The 26,427-nt window shown below is 37.4% G+C and carries 30 protein-coding genes and 1 tRNA gene; 28 read left to right on the forward strand and 3 right to left on the reverse strand.

The genetic code is table 11. The annotated features are described in order from the left end of the window. Window positions 1-26 precede the first annotated feature (26 nt). On the forward strand, window positions 27-662 hold the full coding sequence (locus NHH15_RS04075) for a histidine phosphatase family protein (RefSeq protein ID WP_262065377.1): 636 nt from the start codon (window positions 27-29) through the stop codon (window positions 660-662). A 10-nt stretch (window positions 663-672) separates the two neighbouring features. Then, window positions 673-1,677 carry a tryptophan--tRNA ligase gene (gene trpS, locus NHH15_RS04080; protein WP_262065378.1) on the forward strand — a complete coding sequence of 335 codons (1,005 nt, stop codon included), beginning with the start codon at window positions 673-675 and terminating at the stop codon, window positions 1,675-1,677. A 112-nt stretch (window positions 1,678-1,789) separates the two neighbouring features. Here trpS and NHH15_RS04085 read toward each other — a convergent pair whose 3' ends face one another. Further along, complete coding sequence (locus NHH15_RS04085; protein ID WP_262065379.1) at window positions 1,790-3,427, reverse strand: ABC-F family ATP-binding cassette domain-containing protein; 1,638 nt, start codon at window positions 3,425-3,427, stop codon at window positions 1,790-1,792. 118 nt (window positions 3,428-3,545) lie between these two features. Here NHH15_RS04085 and NHH15_RS04090 point away from each other — a divergent pair, with 118 nt between their 5' ends. Beyond that, a complete protein-coding gene (locus NHH15_RS04090; protein ID WP_262065380.1) occupies window positions 3,546-4,400 on the forward strand; it encodes a patatin-like phospholipase family protein in 855 nt (284 codons plus the stop codon). On the opposite strand, the gene NHH15_RS04095 is transcribed toward NHH15_RS04090, so the two are convergent. Next, window positions 4,397-5,134: a tRNA pseudouridine synthase A gene (locus NHH15_RS04095; RefSeq protein WP_262065381.1), complete on the reverse strand. Its 738-nt coding sequence runs from the start codon at window positions 5,132-5,134 to the stop codon at window positions 4,397-4,399. The two genes, NHH15_RS04090 and NHH15_RS04095, sit on opposite strands and share 4 nt — an antisense overlap. 98 nt (window positions 5,135-5,232) lie before the next feature. Between NHH15_RS04095 and NHH15_RS04100 the strand changes: the two genes are divergently transcribed. The 17 genes from NHH15_RS04100 to NHH15_RS04180 all read left to right on the forward strand — a co-directional run bounded on the left by NHH15_RS04100 (window position 5,233) and on the right by NHH15_RS04180 (window position 16,822). Next, a complete protein-coding gene (locus NHH15_RS04100) occupies window positions 5,233-5,709 on the forward strand; it encodes an acyl-CoA thioesterase (protein WP_262065382.1) in 477 nt (158 codons plus the stop codon). Window positions 5,710-5,779: 70 nt separating this feature from the next. Continuing rightward, window positions 5,780-7,315 (forward strand): DUF1538 domain-containing protein, encoded by a 1,536-nt coding sequence (locus NHH15_RS04105; protein WP_262065383.1) that lies wholly within the window; start codon window positions 5,780-5,782, stop codon window positions 7,313-7,315. After that, entirely contained in the window at window positions 7,315-8,013 is a 699-nt protein-coding gene (locus tag NHH15_RS04110) for a hypothetical protein (RefSeq protein ID WP_262065384.1), read from the forward strand. Before NHH15_RS04105 ends, NHH15_RS04110 begins: the two co-directional genes overlap by 1 nt. Before the next feature lie 69 nt (window positions 8,014-8,082). After that, complete coding sequence (gene ylxM / locus NHH15_RS04115; protein WP_262065385.1) at window positions 8,083-8,397, forward strand: YlxM family DNA-binding protein; 315 nt, start codon at window positions 8,083-8,085, stop codon at window positions 8,395-8,397. A 1-nt stretch (window position 8,398) separates the two neighbouring features. Further along, complete coding sequence (gene ffh, locus NHH15_RS04120; protein ID WP_262065386.1) at window positions 8,399-9,751, forward strand: signal recognition particle protein; 1,353 nt, start codon at window positions 8,399-8,401, stop codon at window positions 9,749-9,751. Between the two features lie 32 nt (window positions 9,752-9,783). Next, window positions 9,784-10,029 carry a 30S ribosomal protein S16 gene (rpsP, locus tag NHH15_RS04125; RefSeq protein ID WP_262065387.1) on the forward strand — a complete coding sequence of 82 codons (246 nt, stop codon included), beginning with the start codon at window positions 9,784-9,786 and terminating at the stop codon, window positions 10,027-10,029. A 16-nt stretch (window positions 10,030-10,045) separates the two neighbouring features. Then, window positions 10,046-10,276: a KH domain-containing protein gene (locus NHH15_RS04130; RefSeq protein WP_262065388.1), complete on the forward strand. Its 231-nt coding sequence runs from the start codon at window positions 10,046-10,048 to the stop codon at window positions 10,274-10,276. Window positions 10,277-10,317: 41 nt separating this feature from the next. After that, on the forward strand, window positions 10,318-10,821 hold the full coding sequence (rimM, locus tag NHH15_RS04135; RefSeq protein ID WP_262065389.1) for a ribosome maturation factor RimM: 504 nt from the start codon (window positions 10,318-10,320) through the stop codon (window positions 10,819-10,821). Between the two features lie 11 nt (window positions 10,822-10,832). Then, a complete protein-coding gene (gene trmD / locus NHH15_RS04140; RefSeq protein WP_262065390.1) occupies window positions 10,833-11,576 on the forward strand; it encodes a tRNA (guanosine(37)-N1)-methyltransferase TrmD in 744 nt (247 codons plus the stop codon). 89 nt (window positions 11,577-11,665) lie between these two features. Further along, entirely contained in the window at window positions 11,666-12,013 is a 348-nt protein-coding gene (gene rplS / locus NHH15_RS04145) for a 50S ribosomal protein L19 (RefSeq protein WP_262065391.1), read from the forward strand. A 63-nt stretch (window positions 12,014-12,076) separates the two neighbouring features. Continuing rightward, window positions 12,077-12,652 carry a signal peptidase I gene (gene lepB / locus NHH15_RS04150; protein WP_262065392.1) on the forward strand — a complete coding sequence of 192 codons (576 nt, stop codon included), beginning with the start codon at window positions 12,077-12,079 and terminating at the stop codon, window positions 12,650-12,652. A gap of 1 nt (window position 12,653) precedes the next feature. After that, on the forward strand, window positions 12,654-13,502 hold the full coding sequence (gene ylqF, locus NHH15_RS04155; protein ID WP_262065393.1) for a ribosome biogenesis GTPase YlqF: 849 nt from the start codon (window positions 12,654-12,656) through the stop codon (window positions 13,500-13,502). Between the two features lie 32 nt (window positions 13,503-13,534). After that, on the forward strand, window positions 13,535-14,089 hold the full coding sequence (gene lepB, locus NHH15_RS04160; protein ID WP_262065394.1) for a signal peptidase I: 555 nt from the start codon (window positions 13,535-13,537) through the stop codon (window positions 14,087-14,089). Continuing rightward, window positions 14,082-14,717 (forward strand): ribonuclease HII, encoded by a 636-nt coding sequence (locus NHH15_RS04165; protein ID WP_262065395.1) that lies wholly within the window; start codon window positions 14,082-14,084, stop codon window positions 14,715-14,717. The genes lepB (NHH15_RS04160) and NHH15_RS04165 overlap by 8 nt, the downstream gene beginning before the upstream one ends. 11 nt (window positions 14,718-14,728) lie before the next feature. Then, the gene (locus tag NHH15_RS04170; protein WP_262065396.1) at window positions 14,729-15,082 is read left to right on the forward strand and encodes a YraN family protein; all 354 of its coding nucleotides are present in this window, start codon (window positions 14,729-14,731) and stop codon (window positions 15,080-15,082) included. Window positions 15,083-15,095: 13 nt separating this feature from the next. Further along, on the forward strand, window positions 15,096-15,929 hold the full coding sequence (gene pgeF / locus NHH15_RS04175) for a peptidoglycan editing factor PgeF (protein ID WP_262065499.1): 834 nt from the start codon (window positions 15,096-15,098) through the stop codon (window positions 15,927-15,929). A gap of 14 nt (window positions 15,930-15,943) precedes the next feature. Next, window positions 15,944-16,822 carry a mechanosensitive ion channel family protein gene (locus NHH15_RS04180; RefSeq protein WP_262065397.1) on the forward strand — a complete coding sequence of 293 codons (879 nt, stop codon included), beginning with the start codon at window positions 15,944-15,946 and terminating at the stop codon, window positions 16,820-16,822. Here NHH15_RS04180 and NHH15_RS04185 read toward each other — a convergent pair. Beyond that, complete coding sequence (locus NHH15_RS04185; protein ID WP_262065398.1) at window positions 16,792-17,667, reverse strand: DegV family protein; 876 nt, start codon at window positions 17,665-17,667, stop codon at window positions 16,792-16,794. The genes NHH15_RS04180 and NHH15_RS04185 overlap by 31 nt on opposite strands. Before the next feature lie 108 nt (window positions 17,668-17,775). Here NHH15_RS04185 and NHH15_RS04190 point away from each other — a divergent pair. From NHH15_RS04190 to NHH15_RS04225, 8 genes are all read left to right on the forward strand, one after another. After that, window positions 17,776-17,848, forward strand: a tRNA-Thr gene (locus NHH15_RS04190). Window positions 17,849-17,904: 56 nt separating this feature from the next. Further along, window positions 17,905-18,519, forward strand: coding sequence for an epoxyqueuosine reductase QueH (locus tag NHH15_RS04195; RefSeq protein ID WP_262065399.1), 615 nt, complete (start codon window positions 17,905-17,907; stop codon window positions 18,517-18,519). A 74-nt stretch (window positions 18,520-18,593) separates the two neighbouring features. Continuing rightward, on the forward strand, window positions 18,594-19,976 hold the full coding sequence (argH, locus tag NHH15_RS04200) for an argininosuccinate lyase (RefSeq protein ID WP_262065400.1): 1,383 nt from the start codon (window positions 18,594-18,596) through the stop codon (window positions 19,974-19,976). A 14-nt stretch (window positions 19,977-19,990) separates the two neighbouring features. Further along, window positions 19,991-21,076, forward strand: coding sequence for an aspartate-semialdehyde dehydrogenase (gene asd / locus NHH15_RS04205; protein WP_262065401.1), 1,086 nt, complete (start codon window positions 19,991-19,993; stop codon window positions 21,074-21,076). A gap of 81 nt (window positions 21,077-21,157) precedes the next feature. Next, window positions 21,158-23,284, forward strand: coding sequence for a polyphosphate kinase 1 (ppk1, locus tag NHH15_RS04210; RefSeq protein WP_262065402.1), 2,127 nt, complete (start codon window positions 21,158-21,160; stop codon window positions 23,282-23,284). Continuing rightward, a complete protein-coding gene (topB, locus tag NHH15_RS04215; RefSeq protein WP_262065403.1) occupies window positions 23,285-25,243 on the forward strand; it encodes a DNA topoisomerase III in 1,959 nt (652 codons plus the stop codon). 10 nt (window positions 25,244-25,253) lie between these two features. Further along, complete coding sequence (locus NHH15_RS04220; protein WP_262065404.1) at window positions 25,254-25,919, forward strand: LbetaH domain-containing protein; 666 nt, start codon at window positions 25,254-25,256, stop codon at window positions 25,917-25,919. A 10-nt stretch (window positions 25,920-25,929) separates the two neighbouring features. Then, window positions 25,930-26,406, forward strand: coding sequence for a methylglyoxal synthase (locus tag NHH15_RS04225; protein WP_262065405.1), 477 nt, complete (start codon window positions 25,930-25,932; stop codon window positions 26,404-26,406). Window positions 26,407-26,427: the final 21 nt, after the last annotated feature.

The following is a 26,427-nucleotide window of genomic DNA, read 5'->3' on the forward strand; positions in this document are numbered from 1 at the left end:
GAGGCTTTGAAAGGAAGGTAATTTTTGTGAAAGTATATTTCGTTCGTCATGGCGAGACAAATTGGAATAAAGAAAAGAAGATACAGGGTCAGGTTGATATTCCGTTGAATGATTTTGGAATCCATTTGGCTCAAAAAACAAAGGACGGATTAAAGGATGTTATCTTTGATTGTTGTTTTACAAGTCCGTTGAGCAGGGCATATCAAACAGCCCAGATTATTTTAGAGGGAAGAGAAGTTCCAATTATTAAGGAAGAATGTATTGAGGAAATGTCTTTTGGAGAATACGAAGGAAAATGTATTTTAAAAAAGAAGGGTGAAATACCAGACTCTTTTGAGGATTTCTTTATCGCTCCTGGAAAATACGTTCCTCCAAAGGGCGGGGAATCAATTAGGCATTTAGTTGACCGAACAGAGAAATTCATAGAGCGAATCAAAAAGGATAAGGAGCTTCAAGATAAAACCATTCTTGTAACAACTCATGGAGCGGCACTGGGAGCAATGCTCTATTCCATAAAGCAAGAATCAATGGAAAATTTTTGGGGGACGGGAGTTCATAAAAATTGTGCAGTTACAGAAGTGGAATTTTATGGTGATCGTACAAACATTGTTTTTGAAAATAAGGTTTATTATGATGATAAAATAGAACCATGGGAAAGGTAAGGATGTTGATATGTTAAATGATAAGAAAATACTCTATAGTGGAATGCAGGCAACAGGAAATTTGACAATTGGAAATTATTTGGGTGCATTAAAAAATTGGATTAGCTTAAGTGATGAATACGAATGTTTTTATGGAGTTGTAGACATGCACTCAATCACAGTGCGGCAAGACCCCAGTGTTTTAAGAAAAAGAGCGAGAGCCCTTCTCACATTATACATAGGTGCAGGTCTTGATCCTGAGAAAAATTGTATCTATTACCAATCACACGTAAGTGGCCACGCAGAGCTTGCATGGATTTTAAACTGTTACACCTATATGGGAGAGCTAAACCGTATGACTCAGTTTAAAGATAAATCAGCAAAGCATGCAGATAATATCAATGCAGGACTTTTTACGTATCCTGTTTTAATGGCGGCGGATATTTTATTGTACCAGGCAGATGTGGTTCCGGTCGGAATCGACCAGATGCAGCATTTGGAGCTTACAAGAGATGTGGCGCTTCGATTTAACAATATATACGGAGATGTATTTACGGTACCAGAACCATATATCGGAAAGACTGGAGCCAAAATAATGAGTCTTCAGGAACCTAGTAAGAAGATGTCAAAATCAGATGAGAATCCAAATGCCAGTGTTTACCTGATGGATACACCAGATGTGATTATGAAGAAATTCAAAAGAGCAGTAACAGACAGTGAAGCCAGTGTCATCTATCGTGATGAACAGCCGGGCATTAAAAATTTGATTGATATTTATAGCGTATGTACAAATAAAACGCCAAAAGACGTGGAAAAAGAATTTGATGGAAAAGGATATGGCGACTTTAAAATGGCGGTTGGAGAAGCTGTGGTCAGTGTTTTAAAACCTCTCCAGGAAGAAGTGGCACGTCTGGAAAAAGACAAAGGATATATCGATGGAATCATAAAAGAAAATGCAGAGAAGGCGAATTACTTTGCTGAGAAAACTCTTCGTAAGGTGAAAAAGAAGATTGGGTATCCTGAAAGAGTGAGATAAGCACAAAATTTTAAAAAGTATATATAAGAGTAAAAAATCATCCCAACTGATGCCTGCAACGCCTTAGTATCAGTTGGGATGATTTTTACTTTTTACTATGTATACCGTAAAACTATTGATAGTCCTCTTCGGTTTGGACAGTGTATTTCTGTCTCTTTCTTGCCGTTTCATCGCTTTCCAGATATTCATCATAGGTTGTCATCTTGTCGATGAGATGTCCTCCTGGTAAAATTTCCATAATACGATTGGCTGTTGTTTCTACGATTTGATGGTCGTGGGAGGTAAAGATTACAACTCCATTAAAGTTGGTCAGGCCTTTATTCAGTGCAGTGATGGATTCCATGTCCAGGTGGTTGGTTGGTTCATCTAAAAGTAAAACATTTGCACCAGAAATCATCATTTTGGAAAGAAGACAACGTACTTTTTCTCCTCCAGACAATACTTTCACTTTTTTAATACCATCGTCACCAGAGAAGAGCATTCTTCCAAGGAAACCACGTACATAGGTTACATCTTTCTCATCAGAATACTGCATCAACCAATCTACGATAGAGTAGTCATTATCGAATTCACGGCTTCCATCCAATGGGAAGTAGGCAAAGGTAGTCGTAACCCCCCATTTGTAGGTGCCTTCATCCGGTTCCATTTCTCCGGATAAAATTTTAAAGAGAGTTGTTTTTGCAAGTTCATTACTACCAACCAAAGCAACTTTGTCTTCCCGATTTAAGTTAAAAGAAATATTATCTAATACTTTTTCACCGTCAATCGTCTTGCTCAAATTTTCAACGGACAACACTTCGTTACCAATTTCCCGATTCGGTTTAAAATCGATATAAGGATACTTTCTGCTGGAAGGAACAATGTTATCCAGCTCAATCTTTTCCAGGGCTCTTTTTCTTGAAGTAGCCTGTTTGGATTTTGAAGCATTGGCGCTAAATCGGGAAATAAAGTCTTGCAATTCCTTGATTTTATCTTCTTTTTTCTTATTTGCTTCCTTCATTTGACGGATGATTAACTGGCTTGATTCATACCAGAAATCATAGTTTCCGGCATAAAGTTTGATTTTTCCGTAATCGATGTCTGCAATTTGTGTACATACCTTATTTAAGAAATAGCGGTCATGAGATACTACGATTACAGTATTTTCAAAGCCAATCAAGAATTCCTCCAACCATGCAATCGCATCTAAGTCTAAATGGTTAGTGGGCTCATCAAGAAGTAAAATATCCGGATTTCCAAATAAAGCCTGAGCCAATAGTACCTTTACCTTTTCCGGGCCAGGTAAGTCTTTTACAAAAGAGTAGTGAAGCTCTGTGGAAATACCAAGTCCATTTAATAAGTTTGCAGCATCAGATTCCGCTTCCCATCCATTCATGGTAGCGAATTCTCCCTCTAACTCACTGGCTTTAATTCCATCTTCTTCAGAGAAGTCTTCTTTTGCATAAAGAGCTTCTTTTTCCTTCATGATTTCATAGAGACGTGCATTTCCCATCATAACGGTGTCAAGAACAGGAAATTCATCATATTTAAAATGATCCTGCTGCAGGAAAGACAGCCTTTCTCCCGGGGTGATAATAACCTCGCCTTTAGTAGGCTCCAGCTGACCGGATAATATTCTTAAAAATGTGGATTTACCAGCTCCATTTGCGCCGATCATCCCATAGCAATTTCCTTGTGTGAATTTAATGTTTACATCTTCAAAGAGAGCCTTTTTCCCGACTCTTAAAGTGATATTACTTGTACTTATCATTTTTCTAAAACTCCTTTTTTGGGTTCATATACCTTGCATATCTTACCAAATTCGGTAGCAAAAGGCAAGGGAAAGGTTTATAATAGGTAAGAACAAAAAAGTGACAAAGGAGAAAATTATGTATCAGGCGACAATTATTTTAGAAGGCGGAGCCAACAGAGGAATATTTACTTCTGGTGTTTTAGATTATTTGATGGAAAAAGACATCTATTTTTCCGATGTTATTGGAGTATCCATGGGATCATGTAATGGAATCGATTACGTATCCAAACAACCGAAAAGAACGAAAGACTGCATTATTCACGAAGAGGATAAAAGAGCAAATTTTAACAATCCAATTCGAATGATTAAGAATAAAAGTTTGATGGATATGGACCTGATTTTTGAAGAGTTTCCAAGAAAAGTGTACCCTTTTGATTTTGAAACGTTTTTCAAGTCGGATATAAATTGTGAAATCGTAACAACCAATTGTTCGACGGGAGAAGCTGAATATATGACAGAACAATCAGATAGGGAACGATTAATGACTATTACAAGAGCTTCCTGCAGTATGCCACTGGTATCACCTATGGTAGATGTAGATGGGACACTATATTTGGATGGAGGATTAGCTGATTCCATTCCGATAAAGAGAGCAGTTGAAATTGGCAATCGAAAAATTGTAATTGTGTTAACCAGAAATAAAGGGTATCGAAAAAAACCAATTAAAAAAGCAATTGCAGGTGCGTATCGTAAAATGTATAAAGACTATCCAGAGCTTTTAGATACGTTGTTGAAAAGGAATCTGCGATACAACCAAACAATAAATAAAATTGAAGAATTGGAAGAAGAAGGAAAAATTGTAGTGATCCGACCAGAAATGAAGACCATTTCAAGATTGGAAACGAAAACAGAAAAACTGGAAGAATTTTACTTCCATGGATATCACAAAATGGAAGAAGAGTTAGATAAAATTACAGGATACCTCCTTTAGTAGGAGATATCCTGTAAAAATAGTCCCTTTGAATCACAGGGAGTACTTGGTTTTGCTGTTCCGCTGAAAATCTTCGTGATATCCTCTTTTTTTCTTGTGCCAAATCCGATTTCCAACAAAGTTCCAATAATAATGCGTACCATATTATAAAGGAAATCATCTGCATGAATTAAAATCTGGAGCTCTTCATTATCTCCATAAATCTCAATCTCAAATATTTCTTTTATCGTCGCTTTATTGGATTTTCCAGTAGAAAAATTTTGAAAATCATGTTGACCAACCAGTAACATAGAAGCTTCTTTCATAGCAAGCTGATCAGGCTCTTTAAAACAGTAGAATGTATGTTTTCGGTCAAAGACACTAGGGACGTCACTAATTGTCATTCGGTATAGATAGGTTTTGGAACGGGCATTTAATTTTGCGTGAAATCTTTCGGGAACTTCTTTTACGTTTACAATTGCAATATCCATAGGAAGATATTTGTTCATATAATGTTTCATATCCGCGATTACCATCGTGGAACAAGTTTTGAAATTTGCATATTGAGAATAGGCGTGTACGCCAACTTCTGTACGAATTCCACCGTATAATTCTACATCTGTTTCATCTGTCATCTTTTTTATTACTTCGATTATTTTATGAGAAATAGTGTTGGTGGAGACTTCACTTCCGTGACGTGACCAGCCCTGGTATCTACTTCCATCGTATTCAATTTTTAATAATATATTTCGCATTACATTTACCTCTTTGCAAGTTTAGTAACAGTATAACAAATCTTATGTTACAATGAAAGGGACAAAGATTACCAAAAATTTAATGGAGAGACAAATCAATGAATGAAAAGACTAGAACAGTAGCAGACTCTTTAGTTGAAACCGTGCATTTTGTGAGATTAAATCACCTAAATGGGGCGGGTAGACTTTTTGGAGGAGTATTAATACAATGGATTGATGAGGTGGCTGCTCTTGTAGGCAGACGCCATGCAAAAACCAATGTTATTACTGCGTCGGTAGATCATCTTGACTTTATACAGTCTGCCCATCAGAATGATGTGATTGTTGTGATTGGCAAAGCAACCCATACAGGAAATACATCTATGGAAGTGCGAGTAGATACCTTTGTAGAGCTTATGGATGGTTCCAGAAAAAAAATCAACAGAGCTTTTTTTACAATGGTTGCATTAGATGAAAATGACAAACCCACACCACTGCCAAAACTGGAAATTCAGACAAAAGAGGAAGAAGAAGAGTGGGAAAGAGCAAATCAAAGAAAGGCCGAGCGAAAGAGACGAAAGGAGATTGGATTTTAACACGTGACCTACACTTTTGACTTCACAAATGTTATAATAGCAAAGAATATATGAAAGTGAGGATGATTGTTTGAAGAAACTGTTTAAAGAAAAGATGAAAGAGTCCATTGCCTCGGTATTGCCGATCACCCTCATTGTTTTGCTTCTCAGTGTTACCTTAGTTCCTTTAGAAACTGGAGTTATGGTATTGTTTTTATTTGGAGCGGTGCTTCTGATTATGGGGATGTGCTTTTTTACCTTAGGAGTAGATATGTCCATGACACCCATGGGCGAAGGTATTGGTATACAGATGAGTAAAGCAAAGCATATGATTGGTCCGGTTGTTATTTGTTTTATACTGGGTGTAATTATTACTTTGGCGGAGCCGGATTTACAGGTACTTGCGAATCAAATACCTTCGGTGCCCAATCTGGTTTTGATTATTGCTGTTTCAATCGGTGTTGGTGTGTTTTTAGTTGTTGCATTATTACGTATCTTATTTAAAATCAGGTTATCAGTTCTTCTTGTTGTGTTCTATGCAATCGCACTAGTTGTTTCGATGTTTGCTCCCCAAGATTTCGTGCCTGCAGCTTTTGATTCAGGCGGAGTTACCACAGGACCCATTACGGTTCCGTTTATTATGGCTTTTGGTATTGGTTTGGCGACCCTGCGTAGTGATAAGGATTCCGGGGATGACAGCTTTGGATTGATTGCCCTTTGTAGTATTGGTCCGATTTTAGCCGTTTTGCTATTGGGAATCTTCTATAATCCAGAACCGGCAGCTCAGGAGACCAGTATCGTAAGTGTGGCAACAACAATGGAAGCAATGCACGCGTTTCGATCAGAAACGCCTCATTACTTGAAAGAAATATCTCTGGCACTTCTGCCTATTGCTGTTATTTTCGCACTATTTCAGATGATATATCGTAGATTCCACAAGGCGAAGCTTTTGAAGGTTGTGATAGGATATTTGTTTACCTATGTGGGTCTGGTTATCTTTTTGACGGGAGTAAATGTTGGGTTTATGCCAACAGGACAGTTGATTGGCGAACGATTGGCAGGAGGTGGGTTTAAGTATCTGCTGATTCCAATCGGTATGATAGTTGGGTACTTCATTGTTGCTGCAGAGCCGGCAGTACACGTGCTGAAAGCTCAGGTTGAAGAAATATCCAATGGGTTAATTTCTCAAAGTGCCATTCAATACAGTCTTTCCATTGGAGTTGCATTTTCAGTTGGACTTTCCATGGTGCGAATTTTATTCGACCTTCCCCTTTTCTTATTTTTGTTACCAGGATATCTTATTGCATTAACCCTAAGCTTTTTTGTACCACCTATTTATACCGGTGTTGCATTTGACTCCGGTGGTGTTGCCAGTGGACCTATGACAGCAACATTCTTGCTGCCTCTTGCCATGGGTGCCTGCCAGGCTGTTGGAGGGAATATTATGACCAATGCATTTGGTATTGTAGCAATGGTTGCCATGACTCCACTGATTACGATTCAGGTTTTAGGTTTCCGAGCAGAGTTAAAAAGAAAAGCAGTCAGAAGAAAACTGCGAAGACGATTGGAAGCTATGGAAGATACAATGGTATATTATGATGATACAAACAATGAGGTAAATGAATAATGGCAGAAAAAAATAAACAATGCAAACAAAGGATGTCCCTTTTGATTTCGATTGTGGACAGAGGTAGGGGCAATTCAACTATAAAACTTTATATGGAACATAATTTATTTTGCCATACCTTCGTTGCAGGAGAAGGAACCGCATCGGCAAAAATGATGGATATGCTTGGACTTGATGTGCAGGAGAAGGATTTAATTATCAGCATCGGTTCAACAAAACTAATCCAGTGTATTCTGGATGAATTTGGAAATGATCGTGTAAGTCGTAAGATAAAAAGCAGTGGTATTGTTTTTTCTATGGGATTAGATGCGTTAAATTCTCTGGTGGCCATTGTAATTAATGAACCTGTAATTAAAGAAAATTATTGTGGGGTGAGATATATGGATAAAGATAAAAAGAACAACAGTTTAATTGTTGTCTCAATAAACCAAGGATATACAGATGAGATGATGAAAGCAGCGAGAAAAGCAGGAGCCAGAGGTGGAACGATTGTCAGAGGCCGATGGGCCGATGGGGAGCATTTGGAACAATATCATGGAATTACATTGCAAGATGAAAGGGAAATGGTATTTATTCTTACGACATCGGAAAAGAAAAACGAAATAATGGACACGATTAATCAGGATTTTGGACTTATGTCTGATGCAAACGGGATTATTTGTAGTGTACCTGTAGAAGCAGCTGTTAAATTGAATTAATCAAGCGCTGTCAAGAAAAAACACTTGACAGCGCTTCGAGTCTGTACTATGATTACGTAGGTGATAGTTATGAATCGAATTTTAGAACAAAATTTATTATATGATTTCTACGGAGAATTGCTGACGAAGAAGCAAAAGGATGTATATGAACGTTTCGTTATTGAAGATTTTTCATTAAGTGAGATTGCAGAAGAGATGGAAATATCGAGACAAGGTGTCCATGACATGGTGAATCGAAGCTTAAAGACTTTGAAAGATTATGAAGAAAAATTACATCTGGTAGAAAAATTTTTATACATGAAAGAAAAATTAATTGAAATTAACCACAGTAATGAATTGAAAGAAATCAAGATGATTTCGGAAGAATTATTAAGGGAGTTATAATATGGCATTTGATAGTTTGACTGAAAAACTACAAAATATATTTAAAAACCTAAAAAGCAAAGGACGTTTGACAGAAGCGGATGTAAAAGAAGCGTTAAAAGAGATTAAAAGAGCATTACTTGCAGCTGATGTTAACTTTAAAATCGTTAAAGACTTTGTAAAAAAGGTTGAAGAAAGAGCAATTGGCCAAGATGTTATGACGGGTCTAAACCCGGGACAAATGGTGATAAAGATTGTAAACGAAGAGCTGGTTGATTTAATGGGTGCTGAGACAACCGAGATTAAGTTTGAACCAGGAAGCGCGATCACAGTTATTATGATGGCCGGTTTACAGGGTGCAGGTAAAACGACTACCACTGCAAAGCTGGCAGGCAAGTTTAAGTTAAAGGGCAAGAAACCTCTCTTGGTTGCTTGTGACGTGTATCGACCGGCAGCAATCAAACAATTGCAAGTAAATGGTGAAAAGCAGGGCGTAGATGTGTTTTCAATGGGAGAGAATCACAAACCATGGGACATTGCCAAAGCTTCCATTGAGTATGCAAAGAAAAACGGAAATAATCTTGTGATTTTAGATACGGCTGGACGTCTTCATATCGATGAGGACATGATGGATGAATTGATAAAAATCAAAGATGAAGTTAGTGTCCATCAGACGATTTTAGTGATTGATGCAATGACAGGTCAGGATGCCGTTAATGTTGCGAAAGAATTTAATGATAAAATTGGTATTGATGGTGTAATCGTCACGAAATTAGATGGTGATACCAGAGGTGGTGCGGCTCTTTCTGTTAAAGCAGTTACCGGAAAACCAATTCTTTATGTTGGTATGGGGGAAAAGCTTTCGGATTTGGAACAATTTTATCCGGATCGCATGGCCTCACGAATACTCGGTATGGGAGATGTACTTTCTCTTATTGAGAAGGCAGAAGCTCAAATAGATGAGGATAAAGCAAGAGAAATGGGAGAGAAGATGAAAAAAGCTTCCTTCGATTACAATGACTTCCTCGAAGCTACAAAGCAGATGAAAAATTTGGGTGGACTTGGCAGTATTATGAATATGCTACCTGGAATGGGAGGCGGGGCTCTTGGTAAAATGAAAGGGCTTTCTGACGACCAAACCGATGAAGCCGAAAAAAACATGGCTAGAATGGAAGCAATGATTTATTCTATGACTCCCCACGAAAGAGAGAATCCAGACGTTCTTAATCCCTCTAGAAAACATAGAATTGCCAGAGGAGCAGGGGTAGATATTAGTGAAGTAAACCGTATGAATAAGCAGTTTAATGAAATGAAGAAAATGATGAAAAGTGTGACCAAAGGTGGTAAAAGAGGAAAGTTCAAACTTCCCTTTTAACATAAATTAAGTATTATGGAGGTGAAAGCAAGATGGCAGTAAAAATCAGATTGAAGAGAATGGGACAAAAGAAAGCTCCTTTTTATAGAATTATCGTAGCAGATTCTAGAGCCCCAAGAGATGGTAGATTTATCGAAGAAATCGGTACATACGATCCAACCAAAGATCCAAGCGAATTCCATGTAAACGAAGAAGCTGCAAAGAAATGGTTGAACAACGGTGCATTACCAACTGAAACCGTAGGAAAGCTATTTAAAGCCGCTGGGATTGAGAAATAAGCAGGAGGTGTAGGAAATGAAAGAATTGATTCTTACAATCACCAAAGCATTAGTTGATCAGCCAGATCAAGTGGTCGTAAACGAAAAAGAAGACGATGGTGCAACCGTTTATGAAATACGCGTTGCGGAGTCTGATATGGGTAAGGTTATCGGAAAGCAAGGTAGAATTGCAAAAGCAATTCGTGCAGTTGTAAAAGCGGCAGCCAGCAAGGAAGACAAAAAAGTCATTGTTGATATTTTGGATTAAAAAAAGGGGTTAACCCTTTTTTTTACTATAGGGAGATATATATGGAAGAATTGTTAAGAGTGGGAGTAATTGCATCTACCCATGGTTTAAAGGGAGAAGCAAAGATATTTGCAACTACAGATGACAAAGAAAGATTTCTGGATATTAAAGAGGTCCTGCTTCAAACAAAAAACGAACAAATTCCCCTTCATATACAGGGAGTGAAGTTCTTCAAGAAATTTGTGATTTTAAAATTCAAAGGCATTGATGATATTAATGATATTGAGAAGTATAAAGGGTGCGAGCTCTACGTAAATAGGGAAAATGCAACACCTCTCTCCAAGGATGAGTATTATTATGGTGATTTGATTGGCATGAAAGTATATACGAATGAAGAATATTTTGGTGAAATAAAGGACATTCTGGAAACTGGAGCCAATGATGTATACGTTATTACCACAGAAGAACAAGGAGAAATATTACTGCCAGCAATAAAAGAGTGTATTTTAGCTGTTAATATATCTGAAAATAAGATGGATGTCCATATTATGGACGGCTTGTTATAGGAGGGAACTGGATGAACTTCAAAGTACTGACGTTGTTTCCTGATATGATTCTGAATACACTTAAAACAAGTATCACGGGAAGAGCGATGGAAAGCGGGTGCTTAAACGTATCTGCCTACGATATCCGGGACTATGCTTTTAATAAGCATAAAAGTGTGGATGATTATCCCTACGGTGGTGGTGCAGGCATGCTGATGCAGGCGGAACCGATTTTTCAGGCGTACCAGGATATTACGAAGGAATCAAAGGAAAAGCCAAGGTGTATTTATCTGACACCCCAAGGACAAACCTTCACTCAAAAAATGGCAGAGGAATTTGCTCAAGAAGAGGAACTTGTTTTGTTGTGTGGGCATTATGAAGGAATTGATGAAAGAGTTTTGGAAGAAGTGGTTACGGATTACGTTTCCATTGGTGATTACGTATTGACTGGTGGAGAATTGCCGGCAATGATACTTATTGACGCGGTTTCCCGCTTGATTCCAGGAGTTTTGCACAATGATGCTTCAGCAGAATTTGAAAGTTTTCAAGAGAACTTGCTGGAATATCCACATTATTCAAGACCAGAAGAATGGAGAGGTAAGAAAGTTCCTGAGGTACTACTTTCCGGTCATCATCTGAGGATTGAGGAGTGGAGAAGAGAACAGTCTATCCTACGAACGGCTCTTCGTCGTCCAGACTTACTGGAAAAAGCGGATTTAAGCGAAAAAGAACAGGAATTCCTGGGAAAAAACCTTGCATCAAGAGATGAATTATGATATTATACAATATGTTGTGAATGTAAGAGATGGTCCTCTGGTACAAAAGAGTATTAAGAACGTCCAAATATTAAGGAGGCACAAAAGCAATGAATGAAATTTTAAGAAATATTGAAAAAGAACAATTAAAGGAAAACAAGCCAGAATTTAACGTAGGTGATACGGTTAAAGTTTACGGAAAAATTAAAGAAGGAAACCGTGAAAGAATTCAGGTTTTCGAAGGAACTGTTTTAAAGAAACAAGGTGGAAGTACAAAAGAAACCTTTACAGTTCGTAAAAACTCTAATGGAGTTGGCGTAGAGAAAACATGGCCAGTTCATTCTCCAAATGTTGAAAGAGTTGAAGTGATAAGAAGAGGTAAAGTAAGAAGAGCGAAATTATTCTACTTAAGAGATAGAGTAGGTAAGAGAGCTAAGGTAAAAGAATTAGTAAAATAGGAAAAAAGAAAGGACAAATACATTGTGTGTTTCGTCCTTTTTTCACTCTTATAGAGGAAAATTATGAAGGTTAAGAGAAGAAAAAAGAAGTTACAGTTTGATGTATCTTATATTTCCCTGATTGCAAAATGGATCTTTAAAATTTTTGTCACCCTTCTATTTGCTTTCGTGTTTGTTTGGTACTTTGGACAAAGGGTCAGTGTGGTTGGTGATTCAATGAATCCTATCTTGCATAATGGTGATATTACCATGGTGAATCGTATTGTTTATAATGCGATGAGTCCAAAGCGAGGAGATATTATAGCGTTTAAACCAAAAGGAAACGAAGACGCTCATTATTATATTAAGAGAATTGTAGGACTCCCTGGAGAGACTATAGAAGTAATCGAAAGTAAAATATATGTAGATGGTAAAAAGATAAATGAAAGTTATGAACCATCACCGATTGAAGAGGCGGGGGTACTGTCGGAAAAGGTGCGGCTGGGAAATGATGAATATTTTGTTTTAGGTGATAATCGTAACAACAGTGAAGATAGTCGAAGTGCAGATATAGGAAATGTGAAGCGAGATTACATTTATGGAAAAGTGTGGTTCATTGCTTCGCCTAGTAAGCATTTTGGTTTCGTAAGGAGTAAATAGTATGCATTTTCAATGGTATCCAGGTCATATGACAAAAGCAAAACGTATGATGCAGGAGAATATAAAATTAATTGATTTGGTAATCGAACTTGTAGACGCAAGGGTTCCTCTTAGCAGCCGTAATCCAGATATAGATGAGCTGGGGAAAAACAAATCAAGGCTGATTGTTTTAAACAAGGCAGATTTAGCAGATGAAAAGAAGAACGATTTGTGGTATGAGCATTTTACAAGCCAAGGATTTATGGTGGTATCGGTTAATTCAAAAAAAGGTTCTGGCATTAAAATGGTGGAACAAGGGATTCAAAATGCCTGTAAAGAGAAGATGGAAAAAGATAGAAAACGAGGCATATTAAATAGACCTGTACGTGCAATGGTGGTTGGGATTCCTAATGTGGGAAAATCCACATTTATTAATGCATTGGCCAAGAAATCGGTAACGAAGACCGGTAATAAACCAGGAGTCACGAAGGGGAAACAATGGATACGTTTAAACAAAAATGTAGAGCTCTTAGATACACCTGGGATTTTGTGGCCCAAATTTGAAGATCAACAAGTTGGGTTAGACTTGGCTTTTATCGGTTCGATTAAGGATGAAATCTTACAGACAGAAGAGCTGGCCTACCATCTGATTGATTTTATAACTGCAAATTATAGTGGTGTATTAGCAAAAAAATATGAAATAAAAGAAGAAGGAAAATCTTATGAGATATTAGAACAGATAGCGGTGAACAGACACGCCCTTCTTCGTGGAAATGAATTAGATATAAGGAAGGCTGCAATGCTTCTTTTAGATGATTTCCGGAACGGAAGACTTGGTAGAATAACACTAGAAGTTCCAGAAGTAGTATGATAATATAGAGAAGCAAAACGAGGTGAAAATTCATGAGTGAAAAGAAGAAAAAATCTGTTATGCGAGAGCTTTTAGGGTGGATTATTTACGTGGGTATTATTATAGTCATTACGTATTTAATAATTACTTTTGTCGGAGTACGAACAAGAGTAAGTGGGCATTCGATGGAAACGACTTTAAGCGATGGAGACAATTTGATCGTTGATAAAATCAGCTATCGGTTCCGAGATCCCAGCCGTTTCGATATCATCGTTTTTCCATATCCACAAGATAAAAAGATTCATTATATCAAACGTATCGTAGGATTACCTGGAGAGACAATTCAGATTATTGATGGAGAGACTTATATTAATAATCAACGTTTAGAGAGTGATATTTACGGATATGAAAAAATGACTTTTGCAGGAACAGCAGAGGACGGGATTACTCTTGGAGAAGATGAGTATTTTGTATTGGGAGATAATCGCAACCACAGTGCAGATAGCCGGTATCCTAACGTTGGTGTATTGCACAAGGAAGATATGACAGGAAAAGCGTGGATTCGAATTTATCCATTTAACAAATTCGGAGTAATAAAGCATGAATAAGAAAGAAGAAAAAATCAGACTTGAAAAATTACGTTTAAAAGAGATGTGTTGCTATGAAGAGGAGTATGCATCTCTTCCTTATATATGTGGAATTGATGAGGTGGGAAGAGGACCATTGGCTGGTCCTGTTGTAGCTGCCGCAGTCATATTACCGAAAGATGTAGAAATATTATATTTAAATGATTCAAAAAAGGTTTCAGAAAAGAAAAGAAACCTTTTATATGATGAAATTTGTGAAAAAGCAGTTGCTTTCGGGATTGGTATAGTTGGACCTGCTAAAATTGATGAAATCAATATTTTACAAGCTACCTATGAGGCAATGCGACAGGCAATCGACAAGCTGAGTGTTCGGCCGGATATTCTTTTAAATGATGCGGTGACAATTCCGGGAGTGGACATTAAGCAAGTTCCGATTATTAAGGGAGATGGAAAAAGTGTTTCTATAGCCGCTGCCAGTATCTTAGCGAAAGTTACGAGAGATCGCATGATGATAGAATATGATGCTATTATTCCAGGCTATGATTTTGCAAGTAATAAAGGTTATGGAACAAAAAAACACATTGAAGGCTTAAAAGAGCTGGGAAAATCACCAATTCACAGAGAAACGTTTATTAAGAAATTTGTATAGGAAATTTGAAGATGAATAATAGAGCAAAAGGGACTTACTTCGAACAAAAAGCCGGTAATTTTCTGCATAAACTGGGGTATAAAATTGTAGAGTTTAACTACAGGTGTCCGATTGGAGAGGTGGATATTATTGCTTTTGATGATGAATGCTTGGTTTTTGTAGAGGTTAAGTATCGAAAGGGCTTGGAATATGGAAGCGGTTTAGAGGCAGTAGACTATCGTAAACAGAAGAAACTTTCGAAATGTTTGCTTTATTATTTAGCACAAAACAAGATGGAAAATATTTCCTGTAGATTTGATGTGATAGGTATTCATGATGAGGAGATATCTCTTATTCAGGATGCCTTTCATTTTTGGGGAAATTAAGAGGAAGATAATGATGGATTTGAATTTGAAAAAGAAGAACGCAGCTAATGTATTTGAGGAAGTGGTATCGGAAGGTGTTCCTTACCTTCGTTTCACAGCATTAAAAAGAACAGGTCTGGTAACAGATGGTTTTACAACAAGGTATGGTGGCGTAAGTATAGGCGATTGTAAATCTATGAATATCAGTACCACAAGAGGGGATACAAAAGAAGCTGTTTTGGAGAACATTAACCGGCTGGGAAAAGCGTTGGGTATCGATGGTAAAAAATTCACCTATACAGATCAGCAGCATACAACCAATGTAGCCGTGGTTCAAAAGGGAGATGTAGGAAAGGTGTTTTCAAATACGGATGGAATGGTAACGAATGTACCAGAAATTCCATTGGTTACTTTTTACGCAGACTGTGTTCCTTTATATTTTTTGGATCCCATTAAGAAAGCAATAGGTCTTAGTCATTCGGGATGGAAGGGGACCGTTTGCCATATGGGTGCTCAAACTGTGAAGGTTATGGAGAAAGCATACCAAACCAGACCGGAAGACTTGATTGCTTGTATTGGACCATCCATTTGTCAGGATTGTTATGAAGTAAGCGAAGATGTGATTGAAGAATTCAAAGCTGCTTTTCCGCCAGAAAGCTATAATGAGTTATTTTATTTGAAAGAAAATGGAAAATATCAGTTGAATTTATGGCGGGCAAATGAATTGATTTTAGTGAATGCAGGAATCAGACAAGAAAATATATATACAACAAATATCTGCACGTGCTGTAATTCAGACGCGTTATTTTCTCATCGTGGATCAAAAGGTAAGAGAGGCAATTTAAGTGCCATATTAATGCTTAAATAATAGGAGTATATAACATGGAAGAAGGAATCAAGGAAACAACAGAAGAAGTAGTAGAAAAGACAAATCACGTTGTAACATACCTTACAAATCATATCCCGGATTTTTTGAATTTTGGAATAAAGGTTGTCTTGGCTATTTTAGTTTTTATTATTGGAAGATGGCTAATCGGATTGATTGTGAAAATCGTAAATCGATCCTTAATGAAAGCAAAAGTGGACAAGGGTGTGATTCAGTTTGCCAGATCTTTTGTACAGTACGGTCTGTATATTCTATTGGTTATTCTGATTATTACCCAATTTGGTATTGATACGACTTCAATAGCCGCGGTTATAGCATCTTTAGGAGTAGGGATAGGTCTTGCTCTTCAAGGAAGTTTGTCAAACTTCGCAGGTGGTGTACTAATCTTGTTGCTGCGTCCTTTTGTTGTAGGGGATTACATTAAAGAAGATACAAACAAAAACGAAGGTACCGTAAAAGAAATTCAGCTTTTTTACACAAAGCTTACGACAATCGATAATCGAACAGTTCTGATTCCAAATGGGATGCTGACGAACAATAGTTTAACCAATGCTTCTGCAATGAATGAGAGGCAGCTGGATATACGCATAGACATATCTTATGAATCCGATGTACGTCTTGCAAAATCTATTTTGGAAAATCTGTTAGATCAAAAGAAAACCATCCTGTCAGATGAAGAACGAAGAGTGTTCGTGGATGATTTGGGAGACAGCTCTGTTGTGCTAGGAATCAGAGCCTGGACAAAGAATGAAGATTACTTAACCACTAAATGGGAATTATTAGAGGAGATAAAGCATTCATTCGATGAAAAGCAGATTCTGATTCCTTATCCGCAGTTAGAGATTCACATGGATTCTTCAGGTAAAACTAAATAGCAGATACCGATTGCTCCTGGTCCGGCGTGTGTACCAATACTGGGACTAATATCATTGATAATCACCTCGGCATCAGGATAAGTCTCTGCAACTAAAGAAGCGACAAACTGGGCATCCTCTATTGCTTTTGCATGGACGATGCCTACTCTTTTACATCTTGTTTCAGAGGTAATATGATCTCCCATATTTTTTACAAGGGCAGACAAAGAGCGCTTTCTTCCTCTGATGGTACCTTTTGAAGCAAGCTTTCCTTCGGGAGTTAAGTATAGTAATGGTTTAATGTTCACAATGCCAAGAACAATAGAGGTTGTTTTCGATATACGCCCTCCACGGTACAAATGATTTACATCATCAACTGTGAATTCTACATGGGAATTTTGCCGGTTATTTTCAAGCCAAAGTTTTATTTGATCCATGGTTTGATTAGATTTCTTTCGGTCGATTGCCTCCATAACAAAAAAAGCTTCTCCAAGAGATACGTTTAATGTGTCTACTACGGAGATAGTAGAATCTTTATATTCCTCCATGAGTTCCTTTGCAATCATTACAACGTTGTTATAACTTCCGCTCAGTGTAGAGGAAAATGCAATATGAAGAATATCTTTATCTTCTTGAAGAATTTTTTCGAATTTGTCACGTATAACAGCAGGATTATTAGCCATCGAAGTGGGTAAATCACCTTTTTCCATCATTGTGTAAAATTCCTCAGGGGTTAAGTTCCTTTCATCACCATATACAACATCGCCAAAGGCATAATACTGTGGAATAATAGTAAGTTGATGTTCCTTTATAAAATCAGCAGGTAAATCAGCGTTCGAATCAGTTGTAATAATAAAATCTCTCATATACGTCCTCCTCAAATTAATTTGACTCTCAAAGTATATTTCAAAACCAGTAAATTGTCAATAAAACACTTGCATTTCCGAGGAAAATGTATATAATAAAATATGCGTGCTGGAATAGCTCAGTTGGTAGAGCAACGCATTCGTAATGCGTAGGTCGTCGGTTCAAGTCCGATTTCCAGCTTTTAAGAGGAAGTGCTTTGTACTTCCTCTTAAATTCTATATAAAGGATTAATAACGATGAATTGTAATTATGGAAAGGTATTAGAGGATACTCTGAATAATATAAAAAAACAAAATAAAGTACCAAATCTTTTGTTACACAGTTGCTGTGCACCCTGTAGTAGTTATGTTCTGGAATATTTAAGCGGTTATTTTAATATAACCGTTTTATTTTATAATCCAAACATTTTTCCAGAAGAGGAATTTAAAAAGCGGGAAGAAGAAGAACGAAATTTCATCGGGAAACTGAAGCCCCAAAATCCCATTACATTTATGGGAGGACCATACGAAAGCGAAAAGTTTTATCAGATGGCACAGGGATTGGAAGATGTAAGAGAAGGGGGCGTTCGTTGTGAAAAATGCTTTCGTTTAAGATTGACTTTTGCAGCAGAAACAGCAAAAAAATTAGAGATGGATTATTTCACAACAACCTTAAGCATTAGTCCGTTAAAAAATGCAAGATTATTAAATGAAATAGGCAAAGAACTTGAAAAAGAGTATGAAATACCATACCTATATTCGGATTTCAAAAAAAAGGATGGATATAAAAGAAGTATTGAACTTTCCAGAGAATATGGGCTTTACAGACAAGATTATTGTGGATGTGAGTTTTCAAAAAATGGAAGGAAATAAGAATAGGTGTTGTAATGTATCACTGTGATGTGATAAAATCTATTGATATATCAATGAAGAAAGGAAGTATAAACATGGCACAGCTATGGGGTGGAAGGTTTACAAAAAAGACAGATCAGATGGTTTATGATTTTAATGCGTCTATTAATTTTGACAAACGCTTATATAAGCAAGACATTGCAGGGAGCATTGCTCACGTAACAATGCTTGCAAAGCAAGGGATATTAACCATTCAGGAAAAAGAGGAAATTATCAAAGGCTTAGAAGGTATTCTGTCGGATGTTGAGGCACAAAAGCTAGAGATCACATCAGAATACGAAGACATACATAGTTTTGTTGAAGCGACATTGATTGACCGTATTGGTGAGCCGGGGAAAAAGCTTCATACTGGTAGAAGCAGGAATGACCAGGTGGCTCTTGATATGAAACTATATGTCCGGGAAGAGGTAGTAGAAATCAATACCTTATTAAAAGAACTGTTGAACATTCTTCTCGTAACGATGGAAGGAAATCTAAATACCTATATGCCAGGATTTACCCATTTGCAGAAGGCACAGCCTATTACTTTGGCTCATCATATGGGGGCCTACTTTGAGATGTTTAAGGAAGATCACGAAAGACTTTTAGATGTTAAAAAAAGACTTAGAACCTGTCCTTTAGGAAGTGGAGCTCTTGCGGGAACGACGTATCCTTTGGATCGGGATTATACAGCCTCTTTGCTTGGTTTTGAAGGTCCAACCTTAAATAGCATGGATGGTGTATCGAATCGAGATTATATCATCGAGCTATTATCAGCACTTTCAACGATTATGATGCATTTAAGCAGGTTTTCAGAAGAAGTAATTATATGGAATTCGAATGAATACCAATTTGTGGAAATCGACGACGCTTTTAGCACAGGAAGTAGCATTATGCCTCAGAAAAAGAATCCAGACATTGCGGAACTTGTAAGAGGAAAAACAGGACGAGTGTATGGAACATTGATGGCATTTCTTTCTACTATGAAGAGCATTCCTTTGGCGTACAATAAAGATATGCAAGAGGATAAAGAAGGTGTTTTTGATGCAATCGACACAGTGAAAAGCTGTTTGATACTTTTTAGTGGTATGTTGGAAACCATGAAATACAACAAAGACCGAATGGCAATTAGTGCCAAAAAAGGATTTACAAATGCTACAGATGCCGCTGATTACCTGGTGAAAAATGGAGTTCCTTTTCGAGATGCCCATGGATATGTGGGGCAATTGGTTCTTCTTTGTATTGAGAAAGGAATTTCACTCGATGAACTTTCTTTAGAGGAATACCAGGGTATATGTCCGGTATTTAAAGAAGATATTTATCAGGAAATCAGTCTGGAGACTTGTGTGAACAAACGAATTACAACGGGGGCTCCTGGTGAGGAAGCAATGAGACATGCAATTGAATATTATAAGGAATACATAAATAAATACGAATAAAAGGAGATGTTAAAATGGATAAAAAGTTAAGAGTAGGTATATTAGGAGCAACAGGTATGGTTGGACAAAGATTCATCTCTTTATTGGAGAACCATCCATGGTATGAAGTGTGCACTTTGGCAGCCAGCCAACGCTCGGCAGGAAAAACATATGAAGAGGCAGTGGGAGAGCGCTGGAAACTTGAAACACCAATGCCTGAAAATGTAAAGAAACTAGTGGTATTAAATGTAAATGAAGTGGAAAAAGTTGCTGAGACTGTAGACTTTGTTTTTAGTGCGGTAGATATGTCTAAGGATGAAATCAAGGCAATTGAAGAAGCATATGCAAAAACAGAAACACCTGTGGTATCAAATAATAGTGCTCACAGATGGACAAAGGATGTTCCAATGGTAGTTCCTGAAATCAATGATCAGCATTTTGAGTTGATTCAAACACAAAAGGAAAGACTAGGAACAACAAAAGGATTTATTGCAGTGAAGCCAAATTGTTCGATTCAAAGCTATACACCGTGTCTTGCAGCATGGGCTGAGTTTGAACCGACTGAGGTTGTTGCAACAACTTATCAGGCTATTTCAGGTGCCGGTAAAAACTTTACAGATTGGCCAGAAATGGTTGGAAATATCATTCCATTTATTGGTGGAGAAGAAGAAAAGAGTGAAAAAGAACCTCTCCGCGTACTTGGTGAATTAAAGGACGGAGAAATTGTACTTGCGTCAGAACCAAGAATTACAACACAGTGTATACGGGTACCGGTTTTGAATGGACATACGGCGGCAGTGTTTGTGAATTTCAAGAAAAAGCCAACGAAAGAACAATTAATTGAAAAACTGGAAAATTTTAAAGGTTATCCTCAAGAAGAGTCACTTCCAAGTGCTCCTAAGCGGTTCATTCAATATTTAACAGAGGACAACCGCCCTCAAGTAACAATGGATGTAGACTACGAAAACGGTATGGGTGTATCCATTGGACGTTTAAGAGAAGATAGTATTTATGATTTTAAATTTGTCGGTCTTTCTCATAATACACTAAGAGGTGCGGCAGGTGGTGCTGTCCTTTGTGCAGAAACACTTACAAAAAAAGGATTTATTCAAGGGAAATAGGACAACGGAGTTTGCATAGCGCAAACTCCGTTCTTATGTTAAAATAGAATACGAAAAAGAAAACGGAAAGGATGATGGCAGATGAATAAAGAGCTATTAGAATATACACAGAACCGTGAGCTTTCATGGTTACGTTTTAATCAGCGCGTATTGCAAGAAGCACAAGATGATACGGTCCCCTTATTTGAAAGAATGAAATTTGTTGCGATTTTCACCAGCAACTTGGATGAATTTTTCATGATACGAGTGGGAAGTCTCTTTGATATTGCCCATGTTAACAATGAGACGGTTGACAGTCGTTCCGGTATGACGCCAAAAGAGCAGCTGAATCGAATTTTTGATTTAGTTGCACCATTGTATAAAGAAAGAGATCAAACTTATATAAAAATAAAAAAGCAATTAAATCCTTATGGAATACTAGGGCTGGACTATAAGGAGCTCACGGAAAGTGAGAAGAAGTATGTCAAAAAGTATTTTAAGGATCAGGTGCTTCCCGTTCTATCTCCTCAAATTGTGGATGCAAATCATCCGTTTCCCCATCTCTTAAACAAGGAGATATATGTAACAGCTACTTTGAAAGATGAGACAATGTCCCGGCTGGGAATTGTACCGGTTCCTCAGTACATTTCAGATATTCTTTATTTACCAGGACAGAAAACCAGATACATTCGTATGGAAAAAGTGATGCTTGAATACCTTGATATAATCTTCGGAAAATACGAGGTGAGTGAAAGGAATTATATATGTGTCACAAGGAATGCAGATATTTCCCCTCAAGATGAAGGATTAGAGCTGACAGAAGATTTCCGATATCTTATGGAGCAAACGATCAGTAAGAGAAAAAGAATGGCTGTAGTAAGACTTGAAACAGCAGAAAAGCTTTCTCCAGAGCAGGAGAAATTTTTTTGTAAGAAATTCGATATTGCACCGAATCAAATTTTCCGTACAAAAATGCCCATGAAGCTGTCTTATATATTTGATATGATTGGCAAGCTTCCAGAAGGCGTACAGCAAACCCTTACCTACAGGCCATTTGCACCACAAAATTCACCCCGTATAAAAGAGGGTAATGTTACAAATCAGATTAAGAAAAAGGATATTCTTTTGTTTTATCCCTTTGAGAGTATGAATCCTTTTTTAAGCTTAATAAAGGAAGCCTCTACAGATACCAGTGTTTTAACAATTAAAATCACAATTTACCGCTTAGCCAGCAGAGCACGCCTTGTGGAATATTTATGTGCTGCAGCTGAAAACGGGAAAGAGGTCACGGTGCTCATCGAATTGCGTGCAAGATTTGATGAAGAAAATAATATACGCTGGTCCAAAAGATTAGAGGAGGCCGGGTGCCGTGTGATTTATGGTTTTGATGATTACAAAGTACATTCGAAGGTTTGCTTAATTACTTATCGTACAAAAACGGGATTTGAATACATTACCCAGGTAGGTACAGGAAACTACAACGAGAAAACAGCAGCTATGTACACAGACTTGTCCTTAATGACTGCCAATAAAAGGATTGGTGAAGATGCGAATAACTTTTTCAAGAATATGAGCATTGGAAACTTAAATGGTATTTATGAAGAATTAATTGTTGCCCCTTACACGCTGAAACAAACCGTACTGCATTTAATAGATGAAGAAACGAAAAAGGGGAGCGACGGAAGAATTATCATGAAAATGAATTCCCTGACAGATGTGGATTTTATTGAACGCATTCATAGAGCATCGAATGCTGGTGTAAAAATCGATTTGCAAGTGCGTGGAATTTGTTGTCTTTTGCCTGGGGTGGAAGGTGCCACAGAAAATGTAAGAGTAACCAGTGTGGTGGGCAGATATTTGGAGCATCCAAGAATCTTCAGTTTCGGAAAAGGCGACGAGCAAAAAATTTATATTGGTTCAGCGGATATGATGACTCGTAATACAGAAAAGAGAGTGGAGGTTGCCCTTCCGGTATTGGATCAGGACATAAAAGAACAAATCAATCACTATTTAGATGTTTTGTTAAAGGATAATGTAAAAGGGCGGGTTTTAACCCAAAATGGTTTGTATGAAAAGCCCGAACAAGTAGAACCCTTTATTGATGCACAAAAGGTATTTATGAAGGAAGCATTATTTGCGAAAAAACAGCAAAATCAGGAGAAACAACAGGGGGGATTCCTTTCCTGGATTAAAGGTATCCTGAAGAAAAATCAGGAGATAAATTATTAGATGAAATCATTATATATAGCGGAAAAGCCAAGTGTAGCCAGAGAATTTGCCAAGGCTCTCCACATGAACACCAAGAATAAAGATGGTTATATGGAAGGAGATGAAGCAGTAATCACATGGTGTGTAGGACATCTTGTGACCATGAGCTATCCTGAAAAATATGATACAAAGCTAAAAAGGTGGAGCTTAGAAACACTCCCTTTCTTACCAGAGAGTTTTAAATATGAGGTGATTCCCCAAGTTTCAAAACAGTTTAATATTGTAAAAGAGCTTCTGAATCGTAAAGATGTGGACACCATCTATGTCTGTACAGACTCCGGACGAGAGGGAGAATATATCTATCGACTGGTGGAACAGATGGCACTGATGGAAAAAAAAGAAAGAAAAAGAGTTTGGATTGATTCTCAGACAGAAGAAGAAATTTTAAGAGGTATAAAAAATGCCAAAAGCTTAGAAGAATATGATAACTTATCCTCTTCGGCCTATCTTCGTGCGAAAGAAGATTATCTCATGGGAATAAACTTTTCAAGGCTTCTAACTCTTAAATATGCAAATACTTTATCTGCCTTTCTCAATGAAGAGAGAGTTGTAATCTCAGTTGGAAGAGTCATGACCTGTGTATTGGGTATGGTGGTTCGCAGAGAAAGAGAAATTCGAGATTTTGTAGAGACACCCTTCTATAAAATAGCAGCAGCTTTTGGAGAAGAGATGAAGATTGAAGGAGAATGGAAAGCCGTTGAAGGGTCTCCTTATTTCCAATCTCATATGCTTTACAATGAAGGTGGATTTAAAGCCAGAGAGGATGCAGAAGCCTTTGTAAGCTCCCTGCTTGCAGAGGAGCCAGTAAAAGGAATTGTAGCAGAAGTAAAGAAGACACAGGAAAAGCAAAAAGCACCTTTACTGTTCAATCTTGCAGAGCTTCAAAATGAATGTTCGAAGCGCTATAAGATTAGTCCGGATGAAACATTAAAAATCACACAGGAATTATATGAAAAGAAAATTGTTACTTATCCCCGTACCGATGCCCGGGTACTTTCAAAAGCCGTGGCAAAGGAAATACATAAAAACCTAAATGGTCTTATGAGTTATGAACCAGCAAAAGTATTTTTAAAAGACATCTTGGAAATGAAGTCTTACAAGAGCTTGGATAAGACCAAATACGTTAATGACAAAAAGATTACGGATCACTATGCCATCATTCCTACCGGACAAGGCTTAGGGGCATTAAACAGTTTGAGTGAAACAGGGAAAAAAATATTTAACTTGATTTTATATCGGTTTTTAAGTATATTTTATCCGGAAGCTGTATACCAAAAGGTGGCACTTCGCATTCATATAAAGGGAGAAGCTTTCTTTTCAAACTTTAAAGTTTTAAAGGATGAAGGATATTTTAAAGTGGCAGGAAGACCTAAGAGTCAGGAAAATCCTGAAACAGAGAATTCTTTTTTTGAATTTGTCAAAGAACTAAAAAAAGGTACCGAATTAACAGTGGATGGGATACAGATAAAAGAAGGGAAAACCTCGCCTCCAAAACGCTATAGCTCTGGTTCGTTGATTCTGGCTATGGAGAATGCAGGAAAGTTGATTGAAGATGAGGACTTAAGGTCTCAAATTCAAGGGAGTGGTATTGGAACCAGTGCCACCAGAGGTGAAATACTGAAAAAGCTGTTTACAATAAAATACTTGAAGCTGAACAAAAAAACACAGATTGTCACGCCGGACTTAAAAGGTGAAATGGTCTATGATGTGGTGAACAGTTCTCTGCCGTCTATGTTAAACCCTGAGTTAACAGCCAGCTGGGAAAAAGGACTCACCCAGGTTGCAGAAGGTCAAATCAGTGAGAAGATTTATATGGAAAAATTAAATCAGTATATTCTTCGCCGTACAAATGGAGTAAAAGGGTTGAATAATCAAGGTGTAATTAAAGAAAGTTATCAGAATATCAGAAACGAATATTAGGAGGATACACATGAAGGAATTGGAAATCAAAGCACTTTATAATTTAAACGAAACAATTGCAGCAAAGATTTTTGAAGGAGTTACCTACCCATGGGAGGTGTTACCCAAGATTAGCGATTTTATCATTGAGCTTGGAAAAGCATTACCCAAAGAGACTTATGATGAAGTAAAGGAAAATGTATGGGTGGCAAAGTCTGCCAAGGTATTTGATTCTGCCTATATAGCGGGTCCAGTTATTATTGGTGAACAAGCAGAGGTGCGCCACTGTGCCTTCATTAGAGGGAATGCTATTATTGGCAATAATGCTGTAGTTGGAAATTCAACAGAGCTTAAAAATGTTATCTTGTTTAACCGCGTACAAGTACCACATTATAATTATGTAGGAGATTCTATTTTAGGATATAAAGCACATATGGGTGCTGGTTCTATTACCTCAAATGTAAAGTCAGATAAGACATTAGTAGTAGTAAAAGGAAAAGATGGAACAATTGAGACAGGTCTTAAAAAATTTGGTGCAATGATTGGGGATGAAGTAGAGGTTGGATGTGGGAGCATTTTAAACCCAGGCTCTGTTATTGGAAAAAATTCGAATATCTATCCCCTTTCCAGTGTACGTTCTTACATAGATGAAGGCAGTATTTATAAAAAGCAAGGTGAAATAGTACAAAAGAATTAGGAGGAAAAGTATGTTAAAAGAAAATTATGTATCATTTGAGATTGGAAAGACAAAGAAAATTGCTCTTGTTGCTCATGATGGAAAAAAGAAGGAGCTTGTAGAATGGTGTGATCGTAACAAGGAGGAGTTAAGCAAACACTTCCTTTGTGGAACGGGAACAACGGCCAGACTCATTACTGAGAGGACAGGACTTCCTGTCAAAGGATATAATAGTGGCCCTTTAGGCGGAGACCAGCAAATTGGAGCTAAAATTGTAGAAGGACAAATTGATTTTATGATTTTTTTGTGGGATCCGTTAGAAGCACAGCCTCATGATCCAGATGTAAAAGCATTGCTTCGTATTGCTGTGGTTTATGATATTCCCATTGCAAACAACCTGGCAACAGCAGACTTTATGCTTCATTCTCAGTACATGGGAGAAGTTTATTCGAGAAAAGTTGAAAACTTTAATAAAACCATTCAAGACAGAGTGGAGAAAATGAAATAAATTCATTTGACAGACTATTAT

This window comes from Aequitasia blattaphilus (assembly GCF_024721305.1).
GTDB lineage: Bacteria > Bacillota > Clostridia > Lachnospirales > Lachnospiraceae > Aequitasia > Aequitasia blattaphila.

What these genes read in the sequence shown, in the direction of transcription:
- trpS (WP_262065378.1), top strand. Translation starts at nt 673, where the DNA reads ATGTTAAATGATAAGAAAATACTCTATAGTGGAATGCAGGCAACAGGA.
- NHH15_RS04085 (WP_262065379.1), bottom strand. Translation starts at nt 3,427, where the DNA reads ATGATAAGTACAAGTAATATCACTTTAAGAGTCGGGAAAAAGGCTCTC.
- NHH15_RS04090 (WP_262065380.1), top strand. Translation starts at nt 3,546, where the DNA reads ATGTATCAGGCGACAATTATTTTAGAAGGCGGAGCCAACAGAGGAATA.
- NHH15_RS04095 (WP_262065381.1), bottom strand. Translation starts at nt 5,134, where the DNA reads ATGCGAAATATATTATTAAAAATTGAATACGATGGAAGTAGATACCAG.
- NHH15_RS04100 (WP_262065382.1), top strand. Translation starts at nt 5,233, where the DNA reads ATGAATGAAAAGACTAGAACAGTAGCAGACTCTTTAGTTGAAACCGTG.
- NHH15_RS04110 (WP_262065384.1), top strand. Translation starts at nt 7,315, where the DNA reads ATGGCAGAAAAAAATAAACAATGCAAACAAAGGATGTCCCTTTTGATT.
- ylxM (WP_262065385.1), top strand. Translation starts at nt 8,083, where the DNA reads ATGAATCGAATTTTAGAACAAAATTTATTATATGATTTCTACGGAGAA.
- ffh (WP_262065386.1), top strand. Translation starts at nt 8,399, where the DNA reads ATGGCATTTGATAGTTTGACTGAAAAACTACAAAATATATTTAAAAAC.
- rpsP (WP_262065387.1), top strand. Translation starts at nt 9,784, where the DNA reads ATGGCAGTAAAAATCAGATTGAAGAGAATGGGACAAAAGAAAGCTCCT.
- NHH15_RS04130 (WP_262065388.1), top strand. Translation starts at nt 10,046, where the DNA reads ATGAAAGAATTGATTCTTACAATCACCAAAGCATTAGTTGATCAGCCA.
- rimM (WP_262065389.1), top strand. Translation starts at nt 10,318, where the DNA reads ATGGAAGAATTGTTAAGAGTGGGAGTAATTGCATCTACCCATGGTTTA.
- trmD (WP_262065390.1), top strand. Translation starts at nt 10,833, where the DNA reads ATGAACTTCAAAGTACTGACGTTGTTTCCTGATATGATTCTGAATACA.
- rplS (WP_262065391.1), top strand. Translation starts at nt 11,666, where the DNA reads ATGAATGAAATTTTAAGAAATATTGAAAAAGAACAATTAAAGGAAAAC.
- lepB (WP_262065392.1), top strand. Translation starts at nt 12,077, where the DNA reads ATGAAGGTTAAGAGAAGAAAAAAGAAGTTACAGTTTGATGTATCTTAT.
- ylqF (WP_262065393.1), top strand. Translation starts at nt 12,654, where the DNA reads ATGCATTTTCAATGGTATCCAGGTCATATGACAAAAGCAAAACGTATG.
- lepB (WP_262065394.1), top strand. Translation starts at nt 13,535, where the DNA reads ATGAGTGAAAAGAAGAAAAAATCTGTTATGCGAGAGCTTTTAGGGTGG.
- NHH15_RS04165 (WP_262065395.1), top strand. Translation starts at nt 14,082, where the DNA reads ATGAATAAGAAAGAAGAAAAAATCAGACTTGAAAAATTACGTTTAAAA.
- NHH15_RS04170 (WP_262065396.1), top strand. Translation starts at nt 14,729, where the DNA reads ATGAATAATAGAGCAAAAGGGACTTACTTCGAACAAAAAGCCGGTAAT.
- pgeF (WP_262065499.1), top strand. Translation starts at nt 15,096, where the DNA reads ATGGATTTGAATTTGAAAAAGAAGAACGCAGCTAATGTATTTGAGGAA.
- NHH15_RS04180 (WP_262065397.1), top strand. Translation starts at nt 15,944, where the DNA reads ATGGAAGAAGGAATCAAGGAAACAACAGAAGAAGTAGTAGAAAAGACA.
- NHH15_RS04185 (WP_262065398.1), bottom strand. Translation starts at nt 17,667, where the DNA reads ATGAGAGATTTTATTATTACAACTGATTCGAACGCTGATTTACCTGCT.
- NHH15_RS04195 (WP_262065399.1), top strand. Translation starts at nt 17,905, where the DNA reads ATGAATTGTAATTATGGAAAGGTATTAGAGGATACTCTGAATAATATA.
- argH (WP_262065400.1), top strand. Translation starts at nt 18,594, where the DNA reads ATGGCACAGCTATGGGGTGGAAGGTTTACAAAAAAGACAGATCAGATG.
- asd (WP_262065401.1), top strand. Translation starts at nt 19,991, where the DNA reads ATGGATAAAAAGTTAAGAGTAGGTATATTAGGAGCAACAGGTATGGTT.
- ppk1 (WP_262065402.1), top strand. Translation starts at nt 21,158, where the DNA reads ATGAATAAAGAGCTATTAGAATATACACAGAACCGTGAGCTTTCATGG.
- topB (WP_262065403.1), top strand. Translation starts at nt 23,285, where the DNA reads ATGAAATCATTATATATAGCGGAAAAGCCAAGTGTAGCCAGAGAATTT.
- NHH15_RS04220 (WP_262065404.1), top strand. Translation starts at nt 25,254, where the DNA reads ATGAAGGAATTGGAAATCAAAGCACTTTATAATTTAAACGAAACAATT.
- NHH15_RS04225 (WP_262065405.1), top strand. Translation starts at nt 25,930, where the DNA reads ATGTTAAAAGAAAATTATGTATCATTTGAGATTGGAAAGACAAAGAAA.